Source organism: Micromonospora sp. NBC_00389 (genome assembly GCF_036059255.1).
In the GTDB taxonomy this organism is placed as follows: domain Bacteria; phylum Actinomycetota; class Actinomycetes; order Mycobacteriales; family Micromonosporaceae; genus Micromonospora.
This window is the reverse complement of record NZ_CP107947.1, coordinates 2,703,623-2,723,326: the sequence shown is the minus strand read 5'-3', so window position 1 is coordinate 2,723,326 and position 19,704 is coordinate 2,703,623. Positions and strand designations below refer to the sequence as shown.

Here is a 19,704-nt window from a genome sequence, read left to right as displayed (position 1 = left end):
CCTCAGCCACCGGCGGTGAGGGTGGTACCCCTGGTCCCAGCCTCAGCCGGTCTCTCCCGCCGGCCGGGCCCGGCGGGCAGTGTCGAGGGCATGACAACGAACATGATCGCCCTGATCACCGGGGCCAACAAGGGCATCGGCCTGGCCACCGCCCGACAGCTCGGCAGCCTCGGGATGACCGTGCTGGTCGGCGCGCGGGACGCCGAGCGGGGTCGGGCAGCCGAGCGGGAGCTACGCGACGGCGGCACGGACGCCCGGTTCGTGCCCGTGGACGTCACCGACGCCGAATCGGTGTCGGCCGCAGCGAAGCTGGTCGAGACGGAGTACGGCCGGCTGGACGTGCTGGTCAACAACGCCGGCATCGTGCTCGGCGACGGACAGCGGGCGCTGCCCAGCGACACCACCGTGGCGACGCTGCGTCGGGTGTACGAGACGAACGTCTTCGGGGTGGTGGCGATGACCAACGCGCTGCTGCCACTGCTGCGCCGGGCACCGGCGGCCCGGATCGTCAACGTCTCCAGCGAGGTCGGCTCCATCGCGGTGATGACCGACCCGGCGGGCGCGCTGTTCGCCTTGACCTCGGTGCCGTACCCGTCGTCGAAGGCGGCGCTGAACATGATCACCGCGATGTACGCCAAGGAGCTGCGGGACACCCCGATCAAGGTGAACGCGGCGAACCCCGGTTACTGCGCCACCGACCTCAACGGAAACAGCGGCTTCCGGACGCCGGAGCAGGGCGCCGAGGTCAGCGTGCACCTGGCGACGCTGCCGGCGGACGGGCCGAGCGGGCTGCTGTGGGGCTTCCAGATGGACGCCGGCGGCGGGTACGGGGAGCTGCCCTGGTGAGGGGTTGACCTCGAGTGCGCTCCAACCGGCAGGGTGGCGGGCGGGCGCCCACCGGTAGGGCGCACGAGAGGAGATCCCATGCGGTACCGCACGATCGGCACCGACCCGGCGACCCGGCGCGAGGTCAGCGTGCTCAGCCTCGGCGCGATGCTCTTCGGCAGCGCCACCGACGAGGCCACCTCGTACGCGATCCTCGACCGGTACGTCGAGGCCGGCGGCACCTTCATCGACACGTCGGACAACTACGCGTTCTGGGTGGACGGCGGCCAGGGCGGGCAGAGCGAGGAGCTGCTCGGCCGGTGGCGGCGCAGCCGGGGCGTCGGCGCCGAGATCGTCATCGCCACCAAGGTCGGCGGCCGCCCGCTGGCTCCGGGGACCAGCTACCTGGACAACGCCGAGGGCCTGTCCGCCAAGGTGATCCGCGAGTCGGCGGAGCGCAGTCGGGACCGGCTCGGCGTGGAGCGGCTGGACCTGCTCTACGCGCACATCGAGGACCGCGTGGTGCCGCTGACGGAGACCGTGGAGGGCTTCGCCGAGCTGGTCGCCGAAGGGACAGTGGGCCTGCTGGGGGCGAGCAATCACCGGGCCTGGCGGGTCGAGCGGGCCCGTGCGCTGGCCGCCGCCGCCGGCCTGCCGGGCTACGAGGTGCTCCAGTACCACCGCAGCTACCTGCCGAACCGGACCGACCTGGCCAGCGACCTGGACCCGGACGGCGAGCCCGGCGGCGTCAGCGGCGACCTGCTCAGCTACCTGCGCGCCGAGCCCGAGCTGACCCTGGTGGCGTACTCGCCGCTGCTCAAGGGGGCGTTCACCCGGGCGGACAAGCCGCTCAGCGCGGCGTACGACCTGCCGAGCGCGCCGCGCCGGCTGGCCGCGCTGCGGGAGGTGGCCGGGCAGACCGGCGCGACGGTCAACCAGGTGGTGCTCGCCTGGTTGCTGGGCGGCGACCTGCCGTCGATCCCGCTGGTGGGCGCCTCCTCGGTGGCTCAGCTCGACGAGAGCCTGGCGGCGGTGGACCTGGAGCTGACCGCTGAGCAGCGGCACCGCCTCGACACCACCTGGTGACCGTGCCCTCGCGGTGACCGCCCCGCCGGCGTCAGCCCTCGGCCGGTGGGGCGGTCAGGTCGAGCTGCCAGTCGTTGGCGCGCATCATGTGCCCCGGCGGGTATTCGAAACCGGTCTCGCCCAGCAGGGTGAAGCCGGCCTTGCGGCAGACCGCGTTCGACGCGGGGTTGTCGACCGAGGGGTAGGCGTGCGCGTAGCGGCGGGTCCGCCGGGCGCGGGCCACGTCGACGACCGCGCGCACCGCGGCGGTGGCCAGCCCCTGCCCCCGGTACGCGGGCAGCACCGCCCAGCCCATCTCGTACACCGGCTGCTCACGCCACTCGCGGGCCCAGTAGCCGACGCTGCCCGCCCGCGCGCCGTCGGGCAGCACCAGGGTGAACATGCAGCCCTGCCCGCCGTCGGCGAAGTGCACGTAGCGGTCGTGCCGGGCGAGCACCTGCTCGTCGGTCTCCGGACCGCCGGTGTGCTTCCGCGTCTCCGGTGAGTTGAGCTGCCGCAGCAGGTCGAGGTCATCCTCGTGCCACGGCTCGATGCGTACCTGTGCCATTCCTCAACTGTGTCGCAGCCGAGCGACCCGCAGGGTCGCCTGGGCAAGTCGGTCGACCCGGTCGGCAAAACCCGTGCGCGGCCCGTCCTTGGGCTCAGCGACGGGGACCGGCGCTTCGACGGAGCTCCCGGCGTCGCGGTCGCCTGAGGGTGTGACCGACAGGTTCGCCTCGTCGATCAACGCACGGGCGCGATCCTCGACCTGCCGACGCTGCTGAGGCGACTCCCGGGCCTCCGCCCGGAGGGTCGACATGGTGAGTGACCAGGCCCGGTTGAGGCGCTGAGGATCGTCGAAGAGGCTCGTCTCCAACGGCGGCCCCGGGTCCACGTAACTGCTGGACGGCAACACCCAGACGGCGTCGTCGACGAGATACCGATCCTCGGACTGCCCCTCGGATTGTGGTGTGTCGGGTGTCGCCACAGGTCCTCCAGTCTCTCTCATCATCGCCATGCGAAGTCACCAGCACCAAGGTCTTCGCGCCTTATCAGGTCATTGAAGTGCACGAGCTTGAGCGCGAACCGGTAGCTGATATAGGTCAAGTTCAACGCCGAGACGATACAGAGCGTGATCCAACGCCAGTCAGTGATTCCAACGAAGGTCAGCGGGTCGGCGATGCTCCCCCCAACGATGGGTGCCGGCGCGCTCGGTGGCGGGGAGCTGAGATACAGCACAACCGCGATCACCGAGACCACCCCGCTGACGACGAGTGACAGACGCGCAAGCAGTGAACCACCGACCAGCGCGTCCTTGTCCGACGAGAGGCCGAACCACGAGGCGGCCACTGCCGGCAACGCGAGCATCAGGGCCGGCAGACCTCCCACTTGGGTGCCCTGCGGGCTGTTCAAGAGGTTGCCGGCAACCGCGAGCAGGAGGGTGGTGGCCAGGGCGGTGATCGCCGCGCGCCCACGGGCGCCGGGTGGGGTTTCTTTGAAGGTGGTGATCAGTTGCAGGTCTCGCAGTTTCGGCGCGGCCCGGGAATATCCCCGCATATAGACATGCACGAAGTTCTGCCCGCGCTTACGACGAACTCGGAAATGGTGGTCGGTGACCCGGTCGTCGTCGGTCGCACTTCTCGTCTGGTCGAGCTCATGCGCGCAGAGGTGCCTTTTGTTGTCGGGCTTCTTACCGGACCGGTCCTCGTCGGCGGGGATCCCGACCGGTGCCCTGCCGCGCCACTGGCGAGTCAGCAGGACCCGGCAGTGCCGGCACTGCAGGTACTGCTTGATGACGTACTTGTTCGCCGGAGCGTTGACCCGCAGGTGGTAGCTCTCGGCGGTGAGCGCCAGCTCCACCGGTATCGCCACCTTGTCCGGCTTGAGACCGAGCCCGAGCCGGAGCAGCCCCCGCCAGCTCGTGGTCAGGGACGCCGGCACGAAGGTCCGCTCGTACTTGATCAGGAATCGCCCGCTGGACGCGTCAACCGTGGAGACAACGGCGACGATCGGGTACGACCAGCTGAGGGCCGCGACGTATTTGCGGACGCGTTCCCGGCTGTCGTCGTCGGGAAATTTGATCTCCTCGAGAATGACGTCCAACCGTCCGTGCACCTGCCCGGTGTGCAGTGGCCCACGGGTCGCCACGATCTGAAGCATGGCCAGCTCGGCCGCGCGCACGGGCTCGTCCAGTGTCTTCGGCGGGGAAGGCGCATCCTTGGCAGCGAAGATCTCCATCAGGATGAGCCGAAGCCCCGCCGCAGCCAGCTTGGTGGTCTCCTCGTAGGAGAGCGTCGGCAACGAACTGCCGCCGGCCGACTGGAGCTGGAAGTTGTCCACCAGTTCGCCCTTTATCGGCTGCAGGATCGGGATGTAGAGAGCCCTTCCGCCGTCCTCGGCGTCGGGCAGCGCGAACGAGATCGACACCTGCTGCCTTACCGCCCGCTCGTCGAGGTCGACGGTTTCCGCCAGCCGAGAGCGGGAGCGGGCCGGGTCGACGATGAGCTCCACGAACATCGTGATCGCCTTGCGGTCCTGCTCGCTGAGGCGCTCGGCCGCCGACGCCTGTAGGCGCTGCAACCACGGGACGTCGGGTTGTCCCGGGCGCTGCGCCACGGTCTTCTCCTCGCCCAGACGCTGCCGCAACCTCGAGAAGATCACCCCGCCGAGGATGAGCGCCGCCGCCAGGCAGAGGGTTCGTGCGAGGCCCTCCAGCAGGTTGCCGTTGCGGACGAACCATTCGCCGTACGCATCGAGGCGGTTACGGAGCCAACCCGTGCCGCCCGCAGCGGTGACGAGAACGGCGGCCGCCCCGGCGAAGGCAATGTTCATCATCATCTTTCGTACGGAGTGCGGCTCATCCATGACCATCACGCTCCCCGCCCTGCGACAGCGATGAGTACCCGAGGGGGTACACGCTGCTACAGCACCAGAACCATGTCGAAGTACCGACCAAATAGGACAGCTCGCAATGTTTAGGAAGAGACTCGTGTGACGGAGAACACTGTGACCTGCCGTTGTGGGTACGGGCGCTAAATGCCGACAGATCTACACCGCTAATACTTGTTACCACACCGTGATGCGACCTCACCGGAACGGTCACCCCTGCCTGCCCGCGCCGCCAGGAAACGTACAAATATCGGGCCTCGTTACTCAATGGAATGGCCGCAACACTGTCATCTGGCCGACTGGATGCACTGGTCAGAGGGCTGATACAGCCGGACGGCCAGCATCGGTCGTCGACTTCGGTTGGGGCATCAGGGCGCCATTGGCGACAAGGAGTCCGAGCCCGCTAGATCAAATCTAGCGGGCCGCCGGCCGTCCCCTCGCGCCTGACTGGTGAGAGTCCGGGGGCCGGGAGGGGAAACGATGACACCGCTCAGGATCGCCGTGATCGTCGGCAGCACCCGCGAGGGGCGGGCCGGGGACCGGGTCGCCCGCTGGTTCGTCGACCAGGCCGAGCGGCACGACGACCTCACGGTGACAGTCGTTGACCTCAGCGAGTACGACTTCCCGGCCAGCTATCCGGCCGAGCCGACCGCGTCCATCCGGGCGTTCGTCCGCGAGGTCGGCCGGGCGGACGCGTTCGTCGTGGTCACCCCCGAGTACAACCACAGCTTCCCGGCACCCTTGAAACAGGCGATCGACTATGCGTACGACGAATGGCAGGCCAAACCGGTCGGCTTCGTGTCGTACGGTTGCCGGTCCACCGGCCTGCACGCGGTCGACCAACTGCGCACCGTCTTCACGGCGCTGCACGCGATGACGGTGCGCGACGTCGTCGGGATCGACCTGCTCGCCGGTGAACCGACGCCGCAATGCACCGACGAACTTCGCCGGGACACCCGCGTCCTGCTCGACCAGCTCCGCTGGTGGGGTCTGGCGTTACGCGACGGCCGCGCCGCCCGGCCGTACGCCTCCTGAAAACGTCTGACGAAAGGTAAGGATCATGAGTAGACGCACCACCGGCCTGGCCATCGAGGCCGAGGGGCTCACCCGCTCGTTCGGGGACACCCGGGCGCTGGCCGGCATCGACCTCCAGGTGCCCGCCGGCACCGTCTACGGCCTGCTCGGCCCCAACGGGGCGGGCAAGACCACCGCGGTCCGGGTGCTCGCGACGCTGCTGCGACCCGACGGCGGCAAGGCGCGGGTCTTCGGGCACGACGTGGTCACCGAGGCCGACGCCGTCCGCAGCCGGGTCAGCCTCACCGGCCAGTACGCCTCCGTCGACGAGGACCTGACCGGTACGGAGAACCTGGTTCTCCTCGCCCGCCTGCTCGGCCTGCGCAAGCCGGCAGCCCGCGACCGCGCGGCGGCCCTGCTCGCCGCGTTCGGCCTGACCGAGGCGAGCGACCGCCAGGTGAAGAAGTACTCGGGTGGAATGCGGCGGCGCATCGACATCGCCGCCAGCATCCTCAACACCCCCGACCTGCTCTTCCTCGACGAGCCGACGACCGGTCTCGACCCGCGCAGCCGCAACCAGGTATGGGAGATCGTGCGGGCGGTGGTGGCACACGGCACCACGGTGCTGTTGACCACCCAGTACCTGGACGAGGCCGACCAGCTCGCCGGGCGGATCGCGGTCGTCGACCACGGCCGGGTGATCGCGGAGGGCACCCCGGGCGAGCTGAAGTCGTCGGTCGGCTCCGGCACCGTCCACCTGCGACTGCGGGACCCGGGGCAGCGGCCTGAGGCGGAGAAGGTGCTCCAGGCGGCACTCGGCGTACCGGTGCAGCTCGAAGCCGATCCGGTCGCGTTGGTTGCCCGGGTCGGCGAGGCCGGCAGCGACCTCGACGCCAGCGCGCAGGCCGCCCGCGCGCTCGGCGACCTGGCCCGCGCCGGCATCGTCGTCGACGACTTCTCCCTCGGCCAGCCCAGCCTGGACGAGGTCTTCCTAGCCCTGACCGACCACCCCGCCGTGCCCGCCGACGAGCGGGACGACCAGCTGGAGGCAGCCCGATGAGCGAGGCCACCACCACCACGACCGAACGGGCGCCGTCCGTCTACGTCCCGTCCGCCGAGGCGCTGGCGACCGTGCTCGCGCCCGGTGCACGACCGCCCCGGCCGAGCGCGCTGGGCGCGTCGCTGATCTTCGGCTGGCGGGCCATGCTGAAGATCAAGCACGTGCCGGAGCAGCTCTTCGACGTGACCGCGTTCCCGATCATCATGGTGCTGATGTTCACGTACCTGTTCGGCGGCGCCCTCGCCGACAGCCCGCGCGACTACCTGCAGTTCTTCCTGCCCGGCATCATGGTCACCAGCGTCGTGATGATCACCATGTACACCGGCGTCGGCCTCAACACCGACATCGAGAAGGGCATCTTCGACCGGTTCCGGACGCTGCCGGTCTGGCGGCCGGCCGCCCTGGTCGGCATGATCTTCGGCGACGTGCTGCGGTACATCCTCGCCTCCCTGGTGATCCTCGGCGTCGGGCTGGCGCTCGGGTTCCGTCCCGACGGTGGGGTGGGCGGCGTCGCCGCCGGGATCGGGCTGCTGGTGGTCTTCTCGTTCGCGTTCTCCTGGGTGTGGACGTTCTTCGGGCTGGTCCTACGCAGCGAGAAGTCGGTGATGGGCGTCAGCATGATGGTGCTGTTCCCGTTGACGTTCCTGAGCAACGTCTTCGTCGAGCCGAGCACCATGCCCGGCTGGCTCCAGGCGTTCGTGAACGTCAACCCGGTGACGCAGCTGGTGGCCGCGGTCCGCGCGGCCATGTCCGGCTCGTCGGATGCGTCCGCCACGATGTGGTTGCTCGTGTGGAGCGTCGGGTTCGTGGTCGTCTTCGGCACGCTCACCATGTACCGCTACAACCGCCGCTGACCCTGCTCTGACCGACGGGCGCCGCCACCGACGCGGCGGCGCCCGTCGTCGGTCGTCTGACCGCCGGGGTGTGTCCGCCGGCGGTCAGACGACCGCCGGCACATCGGCGCGGGTAATGCCGTGCAGGCGGGCGGCGTCCTGGCTGGGAGGCGCGCCGAACTGGCGACGATATTCGCGGCTGAACTGCGACGGGCTCTCGTAGCCGACGCGGATGCCCACCCCGGTGACGTCGTTGGGGTGTGTGGCGAGAAGGAGCCGCGCCTCCTGCAACCGAATCTGCTTCTGGAACTGGATCGGGCTCATCGCGGTCACGGCCTGGAAGTTGCGGTAGAACGCCGACACGCTCATCCCCGACAGCCGCGCCAGATCCTCCACCCGGAACGGCTGCGCATAGTGATCGCGGATCCACCGGACCGCCCGGGCGACGTGACTGAGGCTGCTGTCGGCCAAACCGAGTTGCCGGACGGCGGCACCCTGCTCGCCGACGAGCAGCAGCCACAGGATCTCCCGTTTGATCAGGGGCGCGAGCACCCTGACGTCCCGCGGCCGGTCCAGCAGCCGAAGCAGTCGGATCACCGCGTCGCCAAGTTCGTCGGGAGCGTCGCTGACCACCATCCCCGACGGCGTCCCGCCGGTCAGGGGCGGGAGATCGCCCGGTGCCGCCTGCAACAGCAACTCCGCGACCGTGGCCGGGTGCAGCACCAGCCCGAACCCGAGAGCCGGCGAGTCGGCACTGGCCTGGGTGAAGTGGCCGGTGACCGGCAGATCGACCGACGCGACAAGGTACTGACCGGCGCGGTACTCGTACACGCGGTCGCCCAGCGCCATCTGTTTGGCGCCTTGGGCGATGAGTGCCAGCACGGTGCCCGACATCGACGTGGTGGGCGCGGTCTGGTGCTCGACCTTCGAAATCAGCACCCCGTCGATGGCGGTGCTCATGTCCGGCCGGGCGTGGCGGGCCAGCAACGCCCGCAGCTCTTCGAGGTCCACGACACGATTGAAGCACGAGGTCAATACTCGCCGCAACAGTAGGATCAGGCAAGAGGCCGAGAGCATCTGTCTAACGTTTCCGCTGGTGGCGACACTTCCATAGGAGTGTCAATTTCCCACGAGCTGATCGCAGCTCGATAATTGAGGAGACACTTCGATGACTGCCCAGCACGGGTTCCAGGCCACCATGACCGCCCAGCCGGGAAAGGCTGACGAGCTGATCAAGCTGTTGCTCGACGCGCCGTCCCTGCCCCACGACGACTGCCTCGTCTTCCTGGTGTCCCGCTCGGCTTCCAACCCCGACGTCGTCCACGTCATCGAAGGCTGGACCAGCGCCGAGGCGCACAGCGCGTTCTTCGGCGGCGAGCAGGCGCAGGCCCTGGTCGCGAAGCTTCAGCCGCTGCTGACCGGCGAGTCGACGTACACCGACGCGGTGCCGGTTGGCGGCAAGGCGACCCTCTGAACCGGCGACCACACCCAGCACCCCGACCCGCATCAGCGAAAGGAGCCCGATGAACTTCCCCCGACCGGGCATCGACCCCGAGTTGCTCGTACCCCTGGCCGAACTGCCGCCCATGCCGCCCCTCGGCCCCGAGGTGATCGAACAGCTGCGCCACTTCCCCCAACCGTCGATCGAGAGCCACCTGGAAGGCCGCGCGGGTCGAGCGGCGCGAGGTCACCGTTCCCGCCGGTGACGGAACTCGGATCCCGCTGTCCATCTTCAGCCCCACCGATCGTGCCGCTGGGGTGCCCTGCGTCTACTGGATCCACGGCGGCGGGATGATGTGGGGCGACCGCTTCTCGAACATCGACGTCCCACTGGAATGGCTCGACCTGTTCGGCGCCGTCGTGGTCTCCGTGGATTACCGGCTGGCCCCGGAAGCAAGCGGCGAGACCCTGGTCGACGACTGCTACCACGGCCTGCTCTGGGTGGCCGAGAACGCCGCAGACCTCGGCATCGACCCCGCCGGCATCGTCGTGGCCGGTGCCAGCGCCGGAGGTGGCCTCGCGGCAGGGGTGACGCTCATGGCCCGTGACCGCAACACCCCGGTCATCGCCGCCCAGTTGCTGTCGTGCCCGATGCTCGACCACCGCAACGACACCAACTCCAGCCGTCAGTACAGCGGACTGGACGGCGTGTGGACCCGGGAGTTGACATCCTCCACCGCCCTGAAGGGCGGGGATTCCCTCGGTCACCCGAGGGGGTTCCTGTTTCACCGGGCCGCGCCTTCACCGCTTGCGCGGGTCGGGTCTTACCGTCCCTCCACAGGCGTTTTACCTCTCCGCCAGCCCGGCGGCGAGAATGTTCTTCGCGGCGTTGACGTCCCGGTCGTGCACGGCATCACAGCCGGGACACGTCCAGACACGAACGCCAAGGGTCATCGCGGTGTTGATCCGCCCGCACGCCGAACAGGTCTTCGTGCTCGGATGCCAGCGGTCGACGGCGATCACGGTCCGCCCGTACCAGGCGGCCTTGTACTCAATCATGTCGCGCAGGTGTGTCCACGCCGCGTCGGAGATGGCGCGGGCCAGACTGTGGTTGCGCAGCATGTTACGCACGCTGAGGTCTTCGATCACGACCGTTTGGTTCTCGCGGACGAGTCGAGTCGACAGCTTGTGCAGGTGATCCCGCCGCCGGTCGGCGATGCGGGCGTGGATGCGGGCCACCGCAAGCCGGGCTTTGGCCCGGTTCTTGGTGTCCTTGCCCTTACGGGCCATGGTGCGTTGCGCCTTGGCCAACTTGCGCCGGTCAGCGCGCTCGTGCCGAGGGTTGGTGACCTTCTCCCCGGTGGACAGAGTCAGCAGACTGGTGATGCCCGCGTCTATCCCTACCGCCGTGTCGACCGGCGGCAGGGCCGCGACGGACGGGTCTTCCACCAGCAGGGACACGAACCAGCGGCCGGCCGCGTCGCGGGACACCGTGACCGTGGACGGTTGCGCGCCCTCGGGCAGAGGCCGGGACCACACGATGGTCAGTGGGGTCTCCATCTTGGCCAGGGTGAGCTGCCCGTCGCGCCAGCGGAACGCCGAGCGGGTGTACTCCGCCGACGCCCGAGACTTGCGCTTGGACTTGAACCTCGGGTATCGCGACCGCTTGCCCCAGAATGCGGCGAACCCGGCTTGCAGGTGCCGCAGCGCCTGCTGCAACGGCACGGAACTGACCTCGGTGAGGTAGGCCAGCTCCTCGGTGCGCTTCCACTCCGTCAGCCACGCCGACGACTGCACATAGGTGCTGCGCTGCCCGTGCACCGCCCACGCGCGGGTGCGCGCATCCAAGGCCAGGTTGTAGACCTTGCGCACGCACCCGAAGGTGCGGTTGAGCTGATCGGCCTGCAGCGGGGTCGGATAGAAGCGGTACTTGTATGCACGCTTCACCACCTCACCCACGCTTCACATTCTAGCATTTGCCTATGTGAGTCTACTCTTGAAGGGAGGGAGCAGCGTTTCCTCCTCCGCCTGAAGGCGGAGGTATCCACGCCGCGATCCTGATGAACGAATTCGGCTGGCGCAGCGTCCTTGGTGAGCACACCGGCGAGAACGTCTCACCCGCGCTGGCGGACGACCTGTCCGGCCTGCCGACCACCTACATCGACGCCGGGACCGCCGAGGTCTTCCGCGACGAGGACGTCACCTACGCGACCGGGATCTGGGCCGCCGGTGGCCAGGCGGAGTTGCACCTGTGGGCCGGCGGCTTCCACGGATTCTCGGCGCTGTTCCCGCATGTCCGCGTCTCGGCCGCGGCCCGGCGCACCCAAGCCGACTGGCTCGCCCGGGTCCTGGACCCCAGCCCTGACAAGGACTGAGCCGGACCCACGGCCGGCGCCGATCGGGCATCGCGCCGGCCGTGGATACCCGCGTCAGTCGCGGCATCCCGGCCCTCGGATGGCCGGGTCCATTCCTCACGTTTTTCAGAGCCGCCAGCGCAGCGGCTGGGTCGGCAGGTAGCGGCAGGTGCTGCCGGTCGAGACGGCTTCGCGCAGGTGGCTGGCGAGCGCCGGGTGCCGCTCGTCGAGCTTGCGCAGTGTGTCCCGGATCCGCGCGGTGACCGTCTTGCGGGCCCGCTCGGCCTCGTCGCCCAGCCGCCGGCTCCGGCCGGCCAGCCCGGCAGCCGCACGCAGCTCGTCGAGCAGCGCGCCGCGCTCGGCGTCCAACTCGGCCACCTTCCGGTCGTCGTCGCGCACGGCAGCCCGGTCGATCTCCTCGTCGAGGCGCGCCAGGTGCCGTCGGTAGCGGGCCTTCGCCTCGTCGTCGAGGACCGGGTCGCCACCCATCCGGCGGGCGGCGACCAACTCCGGCCCGGCCGCCGGGTCGAGCAGTTCGACCGCCGGTACGTCACTGCCGGGCCGGCTCAGCAGCAGGTGCAGGTCGTGTAGCCCCTTGGCGTCGGGCAGGTGTACGACGGCACCGGCGTAGGCGAGTTGCCAGACCGGCCCGTCGCGGCGGAACTCGTACTCCTCGACCGGCGCTCCGGCCGGCGGGACCTGGCGCGACCCGATGGTCTGGCCCGACCCGGCGGCCTGGTCCGGCTTGACGACCTGGCGCGGCGCGACGGCCTGGCCCGACCCGATGACCTGGCCTGGATTGGCAGCGTCGGTGGGTGCCGGGCCGCCGAGCCGGTCGAGCACCTGCGCCATGTCGAGGGCGGTGGCGTCCCGGGCGGTGGCGGCGCGCAGTGCGGCCGCTGTCGCGGCGTCGCCCGGCTGGTCGCGGCGGGCCAGGGCGGTCGCCAGCTCGGCGCTGGCGATGAGCGCCCAGGGCCGGGAGCCCATCCGGTTGGCCGCGTCGCGGGCTGCCGTGAAACCGGCGATGGCGCCGTCCCAGCGCTCCTGTGCGGCGTCGACCACCGCCAGCCAGTGGTCGACGGGACCGCTGATGTCACAGCCGAAGAGCCCCACCATCCACTGCCCACGGTGTGGGGCCAGCGCGGCTCGTGCGTCGTCGCAGCGCTGCGGGTCGCGGGACGCCGCGGCGGCCTGCGCGCGCAGCCGCAGCCACAGCGGCGACACCGGACGCGGGTACCGGATGTCGGCGGCCTCGATACCGGCGGTCAGTCGGACCGCCGTTTCGTCGTCACCGCGCTCCGCCGCGGTGATCGCCAGCAGGAGATCCCGGTAGGGGTAGTCGGTGGGACCCAACCCGTTCAGCAGCGTGGCGGCCTCGTCGAACCGGCCCTGCAGCAGTAGCCGGGACCAGAGCACGTGATGGCCCATGAACGCGAACTCGGCGTGGCCCGGGTCGGCCAGGTCGGTGAGAATGGCGAAACGCTCGTCGGCCTCGGCGAAGTCACCCCGGAACGCCGCGATGATCCCACCGTCGACGGCTGCCGCCACCCGAGGTCGGGCCAGGTCGTCCTGCTCGCCGGCGGTGACGAAGGAGGTGAACTCCTCGGCGAAGCGGGGGTCGCCGAGCTCCAGCAGCGCCACCCAGCGCAGCGAGGTGGCCCACAGCTCGGTCTCCCGGTCGCCAGTGCGGCGGGCCACGTCCCGGATCTCGGCGGTCAGCGCCGCCCGTGCACCAGCAGTGCCCAACCCCCAGGTGGTGTCGTGGCGGGCCCACAGGCTGAAGGTGAGCGTCTCGTCGTCCCGGCCCCGGCGGGCGATCGTCTCGGTGGCGGTGATCAGGTCGGCGATCAACGTGCCGACCGACGCGGTGCCATCCGGCTCGCCGATCAGCCTCCGGTACGCCTCCCGCACCAGCTCCGCCGCCTCGACCGAGCGCCCAATCTCCACCTGTCGGGTGCGATGGATGGTGAGAGCGACGCGGGCCAGCAGGACCGGGTCGTCGAGCGTGCGGGCCAGCTTTGCGGCCTCGGCCAGGAACTGCCCGGCCTCCTCCCGGCCGGCGTGGTGGTAGCGCAGCTGACCGAACTCAACCAGGATCCGGACCCGCTGTGCCCGGTCCTCGACGACCTCCAGCGCCCGGCCGAAGTGCACCCCCGCCTCGTCGATGGCGAGCCGGGAGAACGCATGCCGTGCCGCGGCGACCAGCAGCTCAGTGACCCGGGCCCGGTCGAGCGCGGGGCCGGCCAGGTAGGCGTGGCGGGCCAGGTCGGCCGGGATCAGCCGCTCGGTGAGCTCCGCCAGAGCGTCGACCGCCCGGACGACGCCGGCATGCCGGGCCCGACGGTCCTCCTCGGTGAGCCCGTCGTAGAGCGTCTCCCGGACCAGGTCATGGGCGAAGGCGAAGCGGCCGCCGCCCCGGGCGACCACCAGTCGGGCGGTCACCGCCCGGTCGAGCAGCCGGTCGACCTGCGCGGCCGGCGCCGCCACGCTGGCCGCCAGGACCTGACGGTGAAACTCCCGGCCCAACACGGCGGCGACGGTGAGCGCGTCGACGACGGCCGGGGGCAACTGGGCCAGCCGACGCCGGACCGCCTCCCGTACGCCGGGTGCGATCGTGCCGCCCGCACCGTCGGCGCGCCACAGCCGGGCGGTCTGCTCGATGAAGAACGGATTGCCCCCGGTACGGCGGTGCACCTCGTCGACCAGACCGGCGTCGGGCTCCCGCCCGGCAGTACGCGCCATCAGCGCGGCCACCTCGTCCCGTGACAGGCCGGTGAGGGTGATGGTGGTCGCCTTCGTGACCAGCGGCATCAACAGCGGGCGCAGCGGGTGCTCGCCCGACTCGACCTCCGCGTCGCGGTAGGTGCCGATCAGCAGCAGCCGTTCGAACCAGGTGTGCTGGGCGGCGAACCCCAGCAGCCGCAGCGAGGCCTGGTCGGCCCAGTGCAGGTCGTCGAGGACGACCACGACCGGCCGCTCATGGGAGACCGCGACCAGTGCGGCGGTCACCGCGTCGTACAGGGCGAAAGCCTCGCGGTCGCCGATGTCCGCGCCCGTGTCAACGCCGGCCCAACTGGCGGTGCGGCCGACCTGCTCGCCGTTGGTGTCGGCCTCGCCGAGCAGGGCCGCGAGAGCCGGCTCCGCGGCCGGACGCGCCACCGCCCAGTCGTCGGCGGAGCGTTGCAGGCCGCGCAGCACCTGCACCCACGGCCAGTAGCCGGGGGCGCTGTCGGAATCCCAGCAGGCGGCGCCGAGCACCAGCGCGCCGCGTTGCCGGGCCTCCCGGGCCGCCGCCGTGACCAGGGTCGTCTTGCCGATGCCTGGCTCGCCGGTGACCAGGACGAGACCGCCGTGGCTGGTAGCGGCCCGATCCAGCTCAGCCCGCAGCAGACCGACCGGATGATCCCGCCCGATGATGGCGTCGCCGAGCCGCGCGTCCATGGTTTCCAGACGGTACTGGAACCGTCTGACAGCGGTCGGCTGCTTTTCCGGGTCGTTGCTGAGGCCGCCGTCGACGGCGACCCTGGTGTTCCGCAGGCCCTCTGGAGCTGATGCCGTCGGGCGCACTCCCCATCACTCCCTAACCTTCCCTATTGAGGTAGGGTAGGGAGTGATGAAGGAAGACATGTACTCGGTAGAGCAGGTCGCCGACCGGCTCGACCTGCACGTGCGCACGGTGCGGGGCTACATCCGGTCCGGCCGGCTGAGGGCGGTGCGAATCGGCAAGCAGTACCGCATCGCCGCCAGCGACCTCGACGCGTTCACCGGGCAGACCCGCACCGCCACCACGACCGCCGGACCGGCGGAGGTGTCGAGCATCGTGCAGATCGACGGCGTCGACCGGGCCGCTGCCGACCGGCTCGGCACGCTCATGCTCGCCAGCGCCAACACCGGCCATGACCCGGCCAACCCGCTACGGGTGCAGACCGTGCACGACGAGGAGCGGCACCGCTTGAAGATCATCATCCTGGGCGATCCCGCCGCCACCGCCGAGTTGCTGCATCTGCTCGACGCCGTACTCAACGCCGACAACGGCCTGTTCGACCGGGAGGTCAACGATGCCTGACGAGGTCCAGGAACGCGTCGGCGTGCAGGTGCTGGTCTGCGACCCGGCCGGCCCGCCGATAGCCACCGAACAGGACGCGCTGGACCTGATCGGCGCGGCCTTCCTCGGCGCCCAGGTGGTGGCCATGCCGGCCAGCCGGTTCGACGAACGCTTCTTCTCGCTGGGCACCCGCTTCGCCGGCGAGGTGATGCAGAAGTTCGTGAACTACCGGCTTCGGCTGGCCGTGGTCGGCGACATCTCGGCTCACCTGGCGGAGAGCTCGGCGCTGCGCGCCCTGGTGCACGAGTCGAACCGGGCCGACCACATCTGGTTCGTCCCCGACCTCGACGCCCTCGACGCCCGCCTCCGCGCCGTGTCGTAGCCGCCTCAGCGGTCGTAGAAGACCTCTATCTCCAGCGCATTCGGTTCGGTGTGCCTGGCCTGTGCCTGCTCGGCCGCCCAGCGCAGATACGCAAGCCACTCCTCGGACGACCAGCCGTTTCGGCGACCGACGCCGGCCTCGGCGGGGAGGAGGCTGGCGACCACGCGGTCGAGGATCAGTGGCTGCACCCCACCCACACCGCGCCGGTAGCCGACGAAGTAGAGGACCTTCGTGAACAAGCCCGGCCCCAACCACGGCAGGCGAGCGTGGTTGGGGTCGCGGAAGCGGCGGTACGCCGTGCATAGCGCGTCCTCGTCCGGCGCTGACGCGGACACCTCTTCAAGGGCGTACGCCAGGCGCTGGCCCTCCGGATCGGCGTCGAGCGACTTCGCGGCGCGCCACGGCCCGTACCCGATGGGCCCGTAACCCCAGACCAGCACGGCGGTCAGCAGTTGCCGAGGACTTGCGGAACCCGCCCGGTAGGCATCGGCCACGGCGAAGACGTCGCGCCGCCAGACGTCGCCGCTCAATGGGAAGTTGTCAGGCCACGCGTCCGGCGGTAGCGCCGCCCGCCACCGGTCCGGATGGACGGTGATCGGAGCCTGTTCCCCCGGCAACGTCAATTCGCCGGCCATCGTCATGACTGCCTCCCTCGAATCGCGGAGCAACCCGCCGCGGGCAGGCATCTCCGTCGCCCGAACGCTAGGGCTGGGCACTCCCGGCACGCTGACCGCTGACGCCATATCGGGGTATCGAGGGGCGTGAACCACCTGGTGTGGTGTCGAGCTGGGCTGCCCGCCACCACGGCCCCGACCGGCTCAGGACTAGCCGCCGAGCGACCGGGTACGCGCGGTGCATGGGTAGCCACAAGCAGAACAAACACGACAGCGGCGGCGAGTCGGCGCGAGGCCGGCGGCATCCGGGCAGCGGTGCTCCGGGCCGCCAGGGCTCGCCCATGGAGCACTCACCCGACCAACGGCACCGCCGTACCGCGACCGGTTCCGCCGGCACTGAACGCGACCAGGGCCGCTCCACGGTCGCCCGGGAGGGGCGAGTGCACCGCCAGGGCGGCTCCTGACCTGACGCGTCACCGGTGCAGCCGCCCCGCGGCGGCTGCACCGGATGAGTGGTTGCTACGCCGTCGCGCAGATCGCGTACGCCGTGTCGGACCAGTTCCCGGCGAACGCGTCCTCCTCGTACGCACCCGAGGCGGCCACGTCGGGGCGGTTGCCGGACCGCCGTTGGGGCGGAAGTCGTCCACGATGCCCTCGCCGGTGACCCCGTTCAGCTCGTAGCCGGCGCCGGTCATCACCCTTCCGATCGGGCAGGTCGCGACGACGCTGCGGAAGTCGAGGGAGTTGCTGGTGCCCACCGTGGACGCCCGCACCAGCCCGGGCAGCGGGTTGGCGCAGATGGCGTACGCGGTCGCGGACCAGTTCAGGGCGGTGGCGTCCGACTCGTAGGCGCCGACGGTGACCGAGGTCGGTGCTGCGGCGACACCTCCGTTGGGGCGGAAGTCGTCGACGACACCCTCGCCGGTAACACCGTTCAACTCGTAGCCCGTACCGGTCAGCACCTTGCCGACCGGGCAGGTCGCCGTGGTGCTGTGGAAGTCGGCGGAGTCGCTGACGCTGGTCGTGGAGACCCGCACCAGACCGGGCACCGGGTTGGCGCAGATCGCATACGCCGTCACCGACCAGTTGCCGGCGAACGCCTCGGTCTCGTACGCGCCCACGGTGACCGCCGTCGGCGCGGTGGCCGGGCCGCCGTTGGGGCGCAGGTCGTCGACGATGCCCTCACCGGTCACACCGTTCAACTCGTAGCCCGTACCGGTCAGCACCTTCCCGACCGGGCAGGTCGCCGTGGCGCTGTGGAAGTCGGCCGAGTTGCTGACGCTGGTCACGGAGACCCGCACCAGACCGGGGACCGCGGCGGACGCCGGGCTCGCCGGGGCGAGCACCGCTCCGGCCACGACAAGACCGAGCACGAGTACGGACGCTCGGGCACCGAACCGCCGGGCTTGTTTCTTGGTACGCATGTGTTTCTCCCGTCTGAGACCTGGGCGGGCGGGTGTTACGACGCCGACGCCCAGGCCGTTCGTGATGACGGGTTGACGGTAGGTAGTCGCCTGACCAGGCATTATCTCCAAACCGACTACGTCATGTAACGGACCGCATGAACCCCAGCCAAGGAATCCGCTACAGGTGGCGGCAATGTGTATAGAGTTTCCTTGTGGGGTCGGAGGAAAGATCAGAAACCGGGCGCACCCCCCTTAGCGCCCTCCCGGTCACCTTTAGCTACTCCGAGGCCCTCGACGCTGGCCTCTCTGAGTGGCAGCTGTACCGGTTGAGGGATCAAGGGCTCATCGCATCCATCGGTCGTGGTCTCTACCGGCGGCACGACGCCGCAATGGCCGACATTGACCTCATAGAACTCGCCCGCCGCGCCCCCTCAGGCACGCTGTGCCTGACCACCGCGCTAGCTCGTCACGGCCTCACCGACGAAATCCCCTCCCGCATCGATGTCGCACTACCCCGCGGGCGGCATCGGCCGGCTACAACCGCACCCGTCGCCTGGCATTGGTTTGACCCGACAACCTTCGAGATCGGACGTACGGAGCTGCCGCTTGATCTGGCTACCTCGATCGGGATCTACGGCCCGGAGCGCAGCATCATTGACGCGATCCGGCTACGACACCGTGAGGGACCAGACCTGGCGTACGCGGCGCTGCGGCGTTGGTTGAGACGGCCCGGCGCATCACCATCAAAGCTGTTGACGATCGCTCGCGAGTTTCCCAAGGCAGAGCGACCGCTCCGAGAGGCACTGGAGATCCTGCTGTGACCGCACGTCCGACCCGCGCCACAGTTGGCGGCCGCGCCTACCTCGACCTTCAGAACCTGGCCCGCCGCACCGGGCGGCCCACGGACGAGCTGCACCAGGTCTACGCACTCGAGGGCTTTCTTGCCCGCCTGAGCAAGTCCCCCTACGCGGACAAACTCGTGCTCAAGGGTGGGGTGCTGTTGGCCGCGTACGCAGCCCGCCGGCCCACCCGCGACGTAGACCTACAGGGCCGATGGATCTCCAATAGCACCGATCGGGTGCTCGAAATTGTTCGCGGGATCTCGGCGCTGCACCTCGACGACGGTCTGGTCTTCGACACGGCAAGCGCCACGGCGGAGACGATCCGGGACGACGACGTCTACGCCGGAGTGCGCGTTAGCCTCACCGGCAACCTCTCCGCCGCACGACTGACGTTCCACATCGACGTCAACGTCGGTGACCCGATCTGGCCCGATCCGCTGCAGATCAAGTTGCCACGTCTGCTCGACGGCGAGATCGTCGTGACCGGCTATCCACTACCGATGGTGTACGCGGAAAAGCTGGTGACGGCGTTGCAGCGCGGTGAGGCTAATACCCGTTGGCGCGATTTCGCGGACGTCTACCTGCTGTCGGGCAGACACGACGTCGACGGCGACCATCTGGTGGCGGCTCTGCAGCGGGTCGCGGAATATCGCGAGGTGACGCTCGTGCCGCTGAGCCAGGCGCTTGATGGCTACGCGATCCTGGCGCAGCCGCGCTGGGCCGCCTGGCGCCGTAAGCACCGCCTCGACGATCGTCTTCCCCAGGACTTCGCCGAGGTCCTGCGGCAGGTGTTTGCGCTTGCCGACCCTGCCGTGACCGGGCTATCCCGAGGACGGGCCTGGATCGCGACGACCTCGCATTGGACGGATAGGTGACGATCCCAGGCCTTACGGTAGGGCTCGGCCGTTGAGGCTGGCCATGTCTTGTTGAGCGGT

21 protein-coding genes and 2 pseudogenes are annotated in these 19,704 nt (G+C 69.9%); 15 read left to right on the top strand and 8 right to left on the bottom strand.

Features of this window, described 5'->3' with window-relative positions; genetic code table 11:
• The first annotated feature begins 90 nt into the window (after positions 1 to 90).
• Positions 91 to 846 (top strand): SDR family oxidoreductase, encoded by a 756-nt coding sequence (locus tag OG470_RS12940; protein ID WP_328424006.1) that lies wholly within the window; start codon positions 91 to 93, stop codon positions 844 to 846.
• Between the two features lie 78 nt (positions 847 to 924).
• Positions 925 to 1,911 carry an aldo/keto reductase gene (locus OG470_RS12935; RefSeq protein WP_328424004.1) on the top strand — a complete coding sequence of 329 codons (987 nt, stop codon included), beginning with the start codon at positions 925 to 927 and terminating at the stop codon, positions 1,909 to 1,911.
• Between the two features lie 31 nt (positions 1,912 to 1,942).
• On the opposite strand, the gene OG470_RS12930 is transcribed toward OG470_RS12935, so the two are convergent.
• From OG470_RS12930 to OG470_RS12920, 3 genes are read right to left on the bottom strand one after another with little or no spacing between them, the layout of a single operon-like run.
• Positions 1,943 to 2,458, bottom strand: a complete 516-nt coding sequence (locus OG470_RS12930) for a GNAT family N-acetyltransferase (RefSeq protein WP_328424002.1) — start codon at positions 2,456 to 2,458, stop codon at positions 1,943 to 1,945.
• 3 nt (positions 2,459 to 2,461) lie between these two features.
• A complete protein-coding gene (locus OG470_RS12925; protein ID WP_328424000.1) occupies positions 2,462 to 2,878 on the bottom strand; it encodes a hypothetical protein in 417 nt (138 codons plus the stop codon).
• A 20-nt stretch (positions 2,879 to 2,898) separates the two neighbouring features.
• Positions 2,899 to 4,755: a hypothetical protein gene (locus tag OG470_RS12920; RefSeq protein WP_328423998.1), complete on the bottom strand. Its 1,857-nt coding sequence runs from the start codon at positions 4,753 to 4,755 to the stop codon at positions 2,899 to 2,901.
• Between the two features lie 504 nt (positions 4,756 to 5,259).
• On the opposite strand from OG470_RS12920, the gene OG470_RS12915 reads away from it, so the two are divergent.
• From OG470_RS12915 to OG470_RS12905, 3 genes are read left to right on the top strand one after another with little or no spacing between them, the layout of a single operon-like run.
• Positions 5,260 to 5,814: an NADPH-dependent FMN reductase gene (locus OG470_RS12915; RefSeq protein ID WP_328423996.1), complete on the top strand. Its 555-nt coding sequence runs from the start codon at positions 5,260 to 5,262 to the stop codon at positions 5,812 to 5,814.
• 25 nt (positions 5,815 to 5,839) lie between these two features.
• On the top strand, positions 5,840 to 6,853 hold the full coding sequence (locus OG470_RS12910) for an ATP-binding cassette domain-containing protein (RefSeq protein ID WP_328423994.1): 1,014 nt from the start codon (positions 5,840 to 5,842) through the stop codon (positions 6,851 to 6,853).
• Entirely contained in the window at positions 6,850 to 7,707 is an 858-nt protein-coding gene (locus OG470_RS12905) for an ABC transporter permease (RefSeq protein WP_328423992.1), read from the top strand. The genes OG470_RS12910 and OG470_RS12905 overlap by 4 nt, the downstream gene beginning before the upstream one ends.
• A gap of 84 nt (positions 7,708 to 7,791) precedes the next feature.
• Here OG470_RS12905 and OG470_RS12900 read toward each other — a convergent pair whose 3' ends face one another.
• Positions 7,792 to 8,697: an AraC family transcriptional regulator gene (locus OG470_RS12900; protein WP_328423990.1), complete on the bottom strand. Its 906-nt coding sequence runs from the start codon at positions 8,695 to 8,697 to the stop codon at positions 7,792 to 7,794.
• 157 nt (positions 8,698 to 8,854) lie between these two features.
• Between OG470_RS12900 and OG470_RS12895 the strand changes: the two genes are divergently transcribed.
• The 3 genes and pseudogenes from OG470_RS12895 to OG470_RS37210 all read left to right on the top strand — a co-directional run.
• Entirely contained in the window at positions 8,855 to 9,160 is a 306-nt protein-coding gene (locus OG470_RS12895) for a putative quinol monooxygenase (protein WP_328423988.1), read from the top strand.
• A 49-nt stretch (positions 9,161 to 9,209) separates the two neighbouring features.
• Positions 9,210 to 9,392: a hypothetical protein gene (locus tag OG470_RS12890; protein ID WP_328423986.1), complete on the top strand. Its 183-nt coding sequence runs from the start codon at positions 9,210 to 9,212 to the stop codon at positions 9,390 to 9,392.
• 52 nt (positions 9,393 to 9,444) lie between these two features.
• A pseudogene (locus tag OG470_RS37210) lies at positions 9,445 to 9,789 on the top strand (alpha/beta hydrolase); the annotation flags it as partial.
• 183 nt (positions 9,790 to 9,972) lie between these two features.
• Here OG470_RS37210 and OG470_RS12885 read toward each other — a convergent pair.
• Positions 9,973 to 11,085, bottom strand: coding sequence for an RNA-guided endonuclease InsQ/TnpB family protein (locus tag OG470_RS12885; RefSeq protein ID WP_328423984.1), 1,113 nt, complete (start codon positions 11,083 to 11,085; stop codon positions 9,973 to 9,975).
• A 101-nt stretch (positions 11,086 to 11,186) separates the two neighbouring features.
• Between OG470_RS12885 and OG470_RS12880 the strand changes: the two genes are divergently transcribed.
• A complete protein-coding gene (locus OG470_RS12880) occupies positions 11,187 to 11,501 on the top strand; it encodes an alpha/beta hydrolase (RefSeq protein WP_328423981.1) in 315 nt (104 codons plus the stop codon).
• Between the two features lie 105 nt (positions 11,502 to 11,606).
• Here the strand turns inward: OG470_RS12880 and OG470_RS12875 are convergent, their stop codons facing one another.
• Entirely contained in the window at positions 11,607 to 14,921 is a 3,315-nt protein-coding gene (locus tag OG470_RS12875) for an ATP-binding protein (RefSeq protein ID WP_328423979.1), read from the bottom strand.
• 172 nt (positions 14,922 to 15,093) lie between these two features.
• Between OG470_RS12875 and OG470_RS12870 the strand changes: the two genes are divergently transcribed.
• On the top strand, positions 15,094 to 15,546 hold the full coding sequence (locus OG470_RS12870; protein ID WP_328423977.1) for a helix-turn-helix domain-containing protein: 453 nt from the start codon (positions 15,094 to 15,096) through the stop codon (positions 15,544 to 15,546).
• Positions 15,539 to 15,907, top strand: a complete 369-nt coding sequence (locus OG470_RS12865) for a DUF4180 domain-containing protein (RefSeq protein WP_328423975.1) — start codon at positions 15,539 to 15,541, stop codon at positions 15,905 to 15,907. Before OG470_RS12870 ends, OG470_RS12865 begins: the two co-directional genes overlap by 8 nt.
• 5 nt (positions 15,908 to 15,912) lie before the next feature.
• Here the strand turns inward: OG470_RS12865 and OG470_RS12860 are convergent, their stop codons facing one another.
• A complete protein-coding gene (locus OG470_RS12860; RefSeq protein ID WP_328423973.1) occupies positions 15,913 to 16,548 on the bottom strand; it encodes an 8-oxoguanine DNA glycosylase OGG fold protein in 636 nt (211 codons plus the stop codon).
• Between the two features lie 215 nt (positions 16,549 to 16,763).
• Between OG470_RS12860 and OG470_RS12855 the strand changes: the two genes are divergently transcribed.
• Positions 16,764 to 16,985 carry a hypothetical protein gene (locus OG470_RS12855; protein WP_328423971.1) on the top strand — a complete coding sequence of 74 codons (222 nt, stop codon included), beginning with the start codon at positions 16,764 to 16,766 and terminating at the stop codon, positions 16,983 to 16,985.
• A gap of 9 nt (positions 16,986 to 16,994) precedes the next feature.
• Here the strand turns inward: OG470_RS12855 and OG470_RS12850 are convergent, their stop codons facing one another.
• Complete coding sequence (locus OG470_RS12850) at positions 16,995 to 17,945, bottom strand: hypothetical protein (RefSeq protein ID WP_328423969.1); 951 nt, start codon at positions 17,943 to 17,945, stop codon at positions 16,995 to 16,997.
• A gap of 194 nt (positions 17,946 to 18,139) precedes the next feature.
• Here OG470_RS12850 and OG470_RS12845 point away from each other — a divergent pair.
• The 3 genes and pseudogenes from OG470_RS12845 to OG470_RS12835 form a co-directional block, all read left to right on the top strand.
• Positions 18,140 to 18,292, top strand: a pseudogene (locus OG470_RS12845) (type IV toxin-antitoxin system AbiEi family antitoxin domain-containing protein); the annotation flags it as partial.
• 24 nt (positions 18,293 to 18,316) lie between these two features.
• Positions 18,317 to 18,748 (top strand): type IV toxin-antitoxin system AbiEi family antitoxin domain-containing protein, encoded by a 432-nt coding sequence (locus tag OG470_RS12840; RefSeq protein ID WP_328426885.1) that lies wholly within the window; start codon positions 18,317 to 18,319, stop codon positions 18,746 to 18,748.
• Entirely contained in the window at positions 18,745 to 19,644 is a 900-nt protein-coding gene (locus OG470_RS12835) for a nucleotidyl transferase AbiEii/AbiGii toxin family protein (RefSeq protein ID WP_328423967.1), read from the top strand. The genes OG470_RS12840 and OG470_RS12835 overlap by 4 nt, the downstream gene beginning before the upstream one ends.
• Positions 19,645 to 19,704: the final 60 nt, after the last annotated feature.

Bases quoted from the DNA above. Each gene is read 5' to 3' on its own strand.
- OG470_RS12940 (WP_328424006.1), top strand. From the start codon at position 91: ATGACAACGAACATGATCGCCCTGATCACCGGGGCCAACAAGGGCATC.
- OG470_RS12910 (WP_328423994.1), top strand. From the start codon at position 5,840: ATGAGTAGACGCACCACCGGCCTGGCCATCGAGGCCGAGGGGCTCACC.
- OG470_RS12890 (WP_328423986.1), top strand. From the start codon at position 9,210: ATGAACTTCCCCCGACCGGGCATCGACCCCGAGTTGCTCGTACCCCTG.
- OG470_RS12875 (WP_328423979.1), bottom strand. From the start codon at position 14,921: ATGGACGCGCGGCTCGGCGACGCCATCATCGGGCGGGATCATCCGGTC.
- OG470_RS12860 (WP_328423973.1), bottom strand. From the start codon at position 16,548: ATGACGATGGCCGGCGAATTGACGTTGCCGGGGGAACAGGCTCCGATC.
- OG470_RS12935 (WP_328424004.1), top strand. From the start codon at position 925: ATGCGGTACCGCACGATCGGCACCGACCCGGCGACCCGGCGCGAGGTC.
- OG470_RS12850 (WP_328423969.1), bottom strand. From the start codon at position 17,945: ATGCGTACCAAGAAACAAGCCCGGCGGTTCGGTGCCCGAGCGTCCGTA.
- OG470_RS12855 (WP_328423971.1), top strand. From the start codon at position 16,764: ATGGGTAGCCACAAGCAGAACAAACACGACAGCGGCGGCGAGTCGGCG.
- OG470_RS12905 (WP_328423992.1), top strand. From the start codon at position 6,850: ATGAGCGAGGCCACCACCACCACGACCGAACGGGCGCCGTCCGTCTAC.
- OG470_RS12870 (WP_328423977.1), top strand. From the start codon at position 15,094: ATGAAGGAAGACATGTACTCGGTAGAGCAGGTCGCCGACCGGCTCGAC.
- OG470_RS12920 (WP_328423998.1), bottom strand. From the start codon at position 4,755: ATGGATGAGCCGCACTCCGTACGAAAGATGATGATGAACATTGCCTTC.
- OG470_RS12880 (WP_328423981.1), top strand. From the start codon at position 11,187: ATGAACGAATTCGGCTGGCGCAGCGTCCTTGGTGAGCACACCGGCGAG.
- OG470_RS12915 (WP_328423996.1), top strand. From the start codon at position 5,260: ATGACACCGCTCAGGATCGCCGTGATCGTCGGCAGCACCCGCGAGGGG.
- OG470_RS12865 (WP_328423975.1), top strand. From the start codon at position 15,539: ATGCCTGACGAGGTCCAGGAACGCGTCGGCGTGCAGGTGCTGGTCTGC.
- OG470_RS12840 (WP_328426885.1), top strand. From the start codon at position 18,317: ATGGCCGACATTGACCTCATAGAACTCGCCCGCCGCGCCCCCTCAGGC.
- OG470_RS12930 (WP_328424002.1), bottom strand. From the start codon at position 2,458: ATGGCACAGGTACGCATCGAGCCGTGGCACGAGGATGACCTCGACCTG.
- OG470_RS12895 (WP_328423988.1), top strand. From the start codon at position 8,855: ATGACTGCCCAGCACGGGTTCCAGGCCACCATGACCGCCCAGCCGGGA.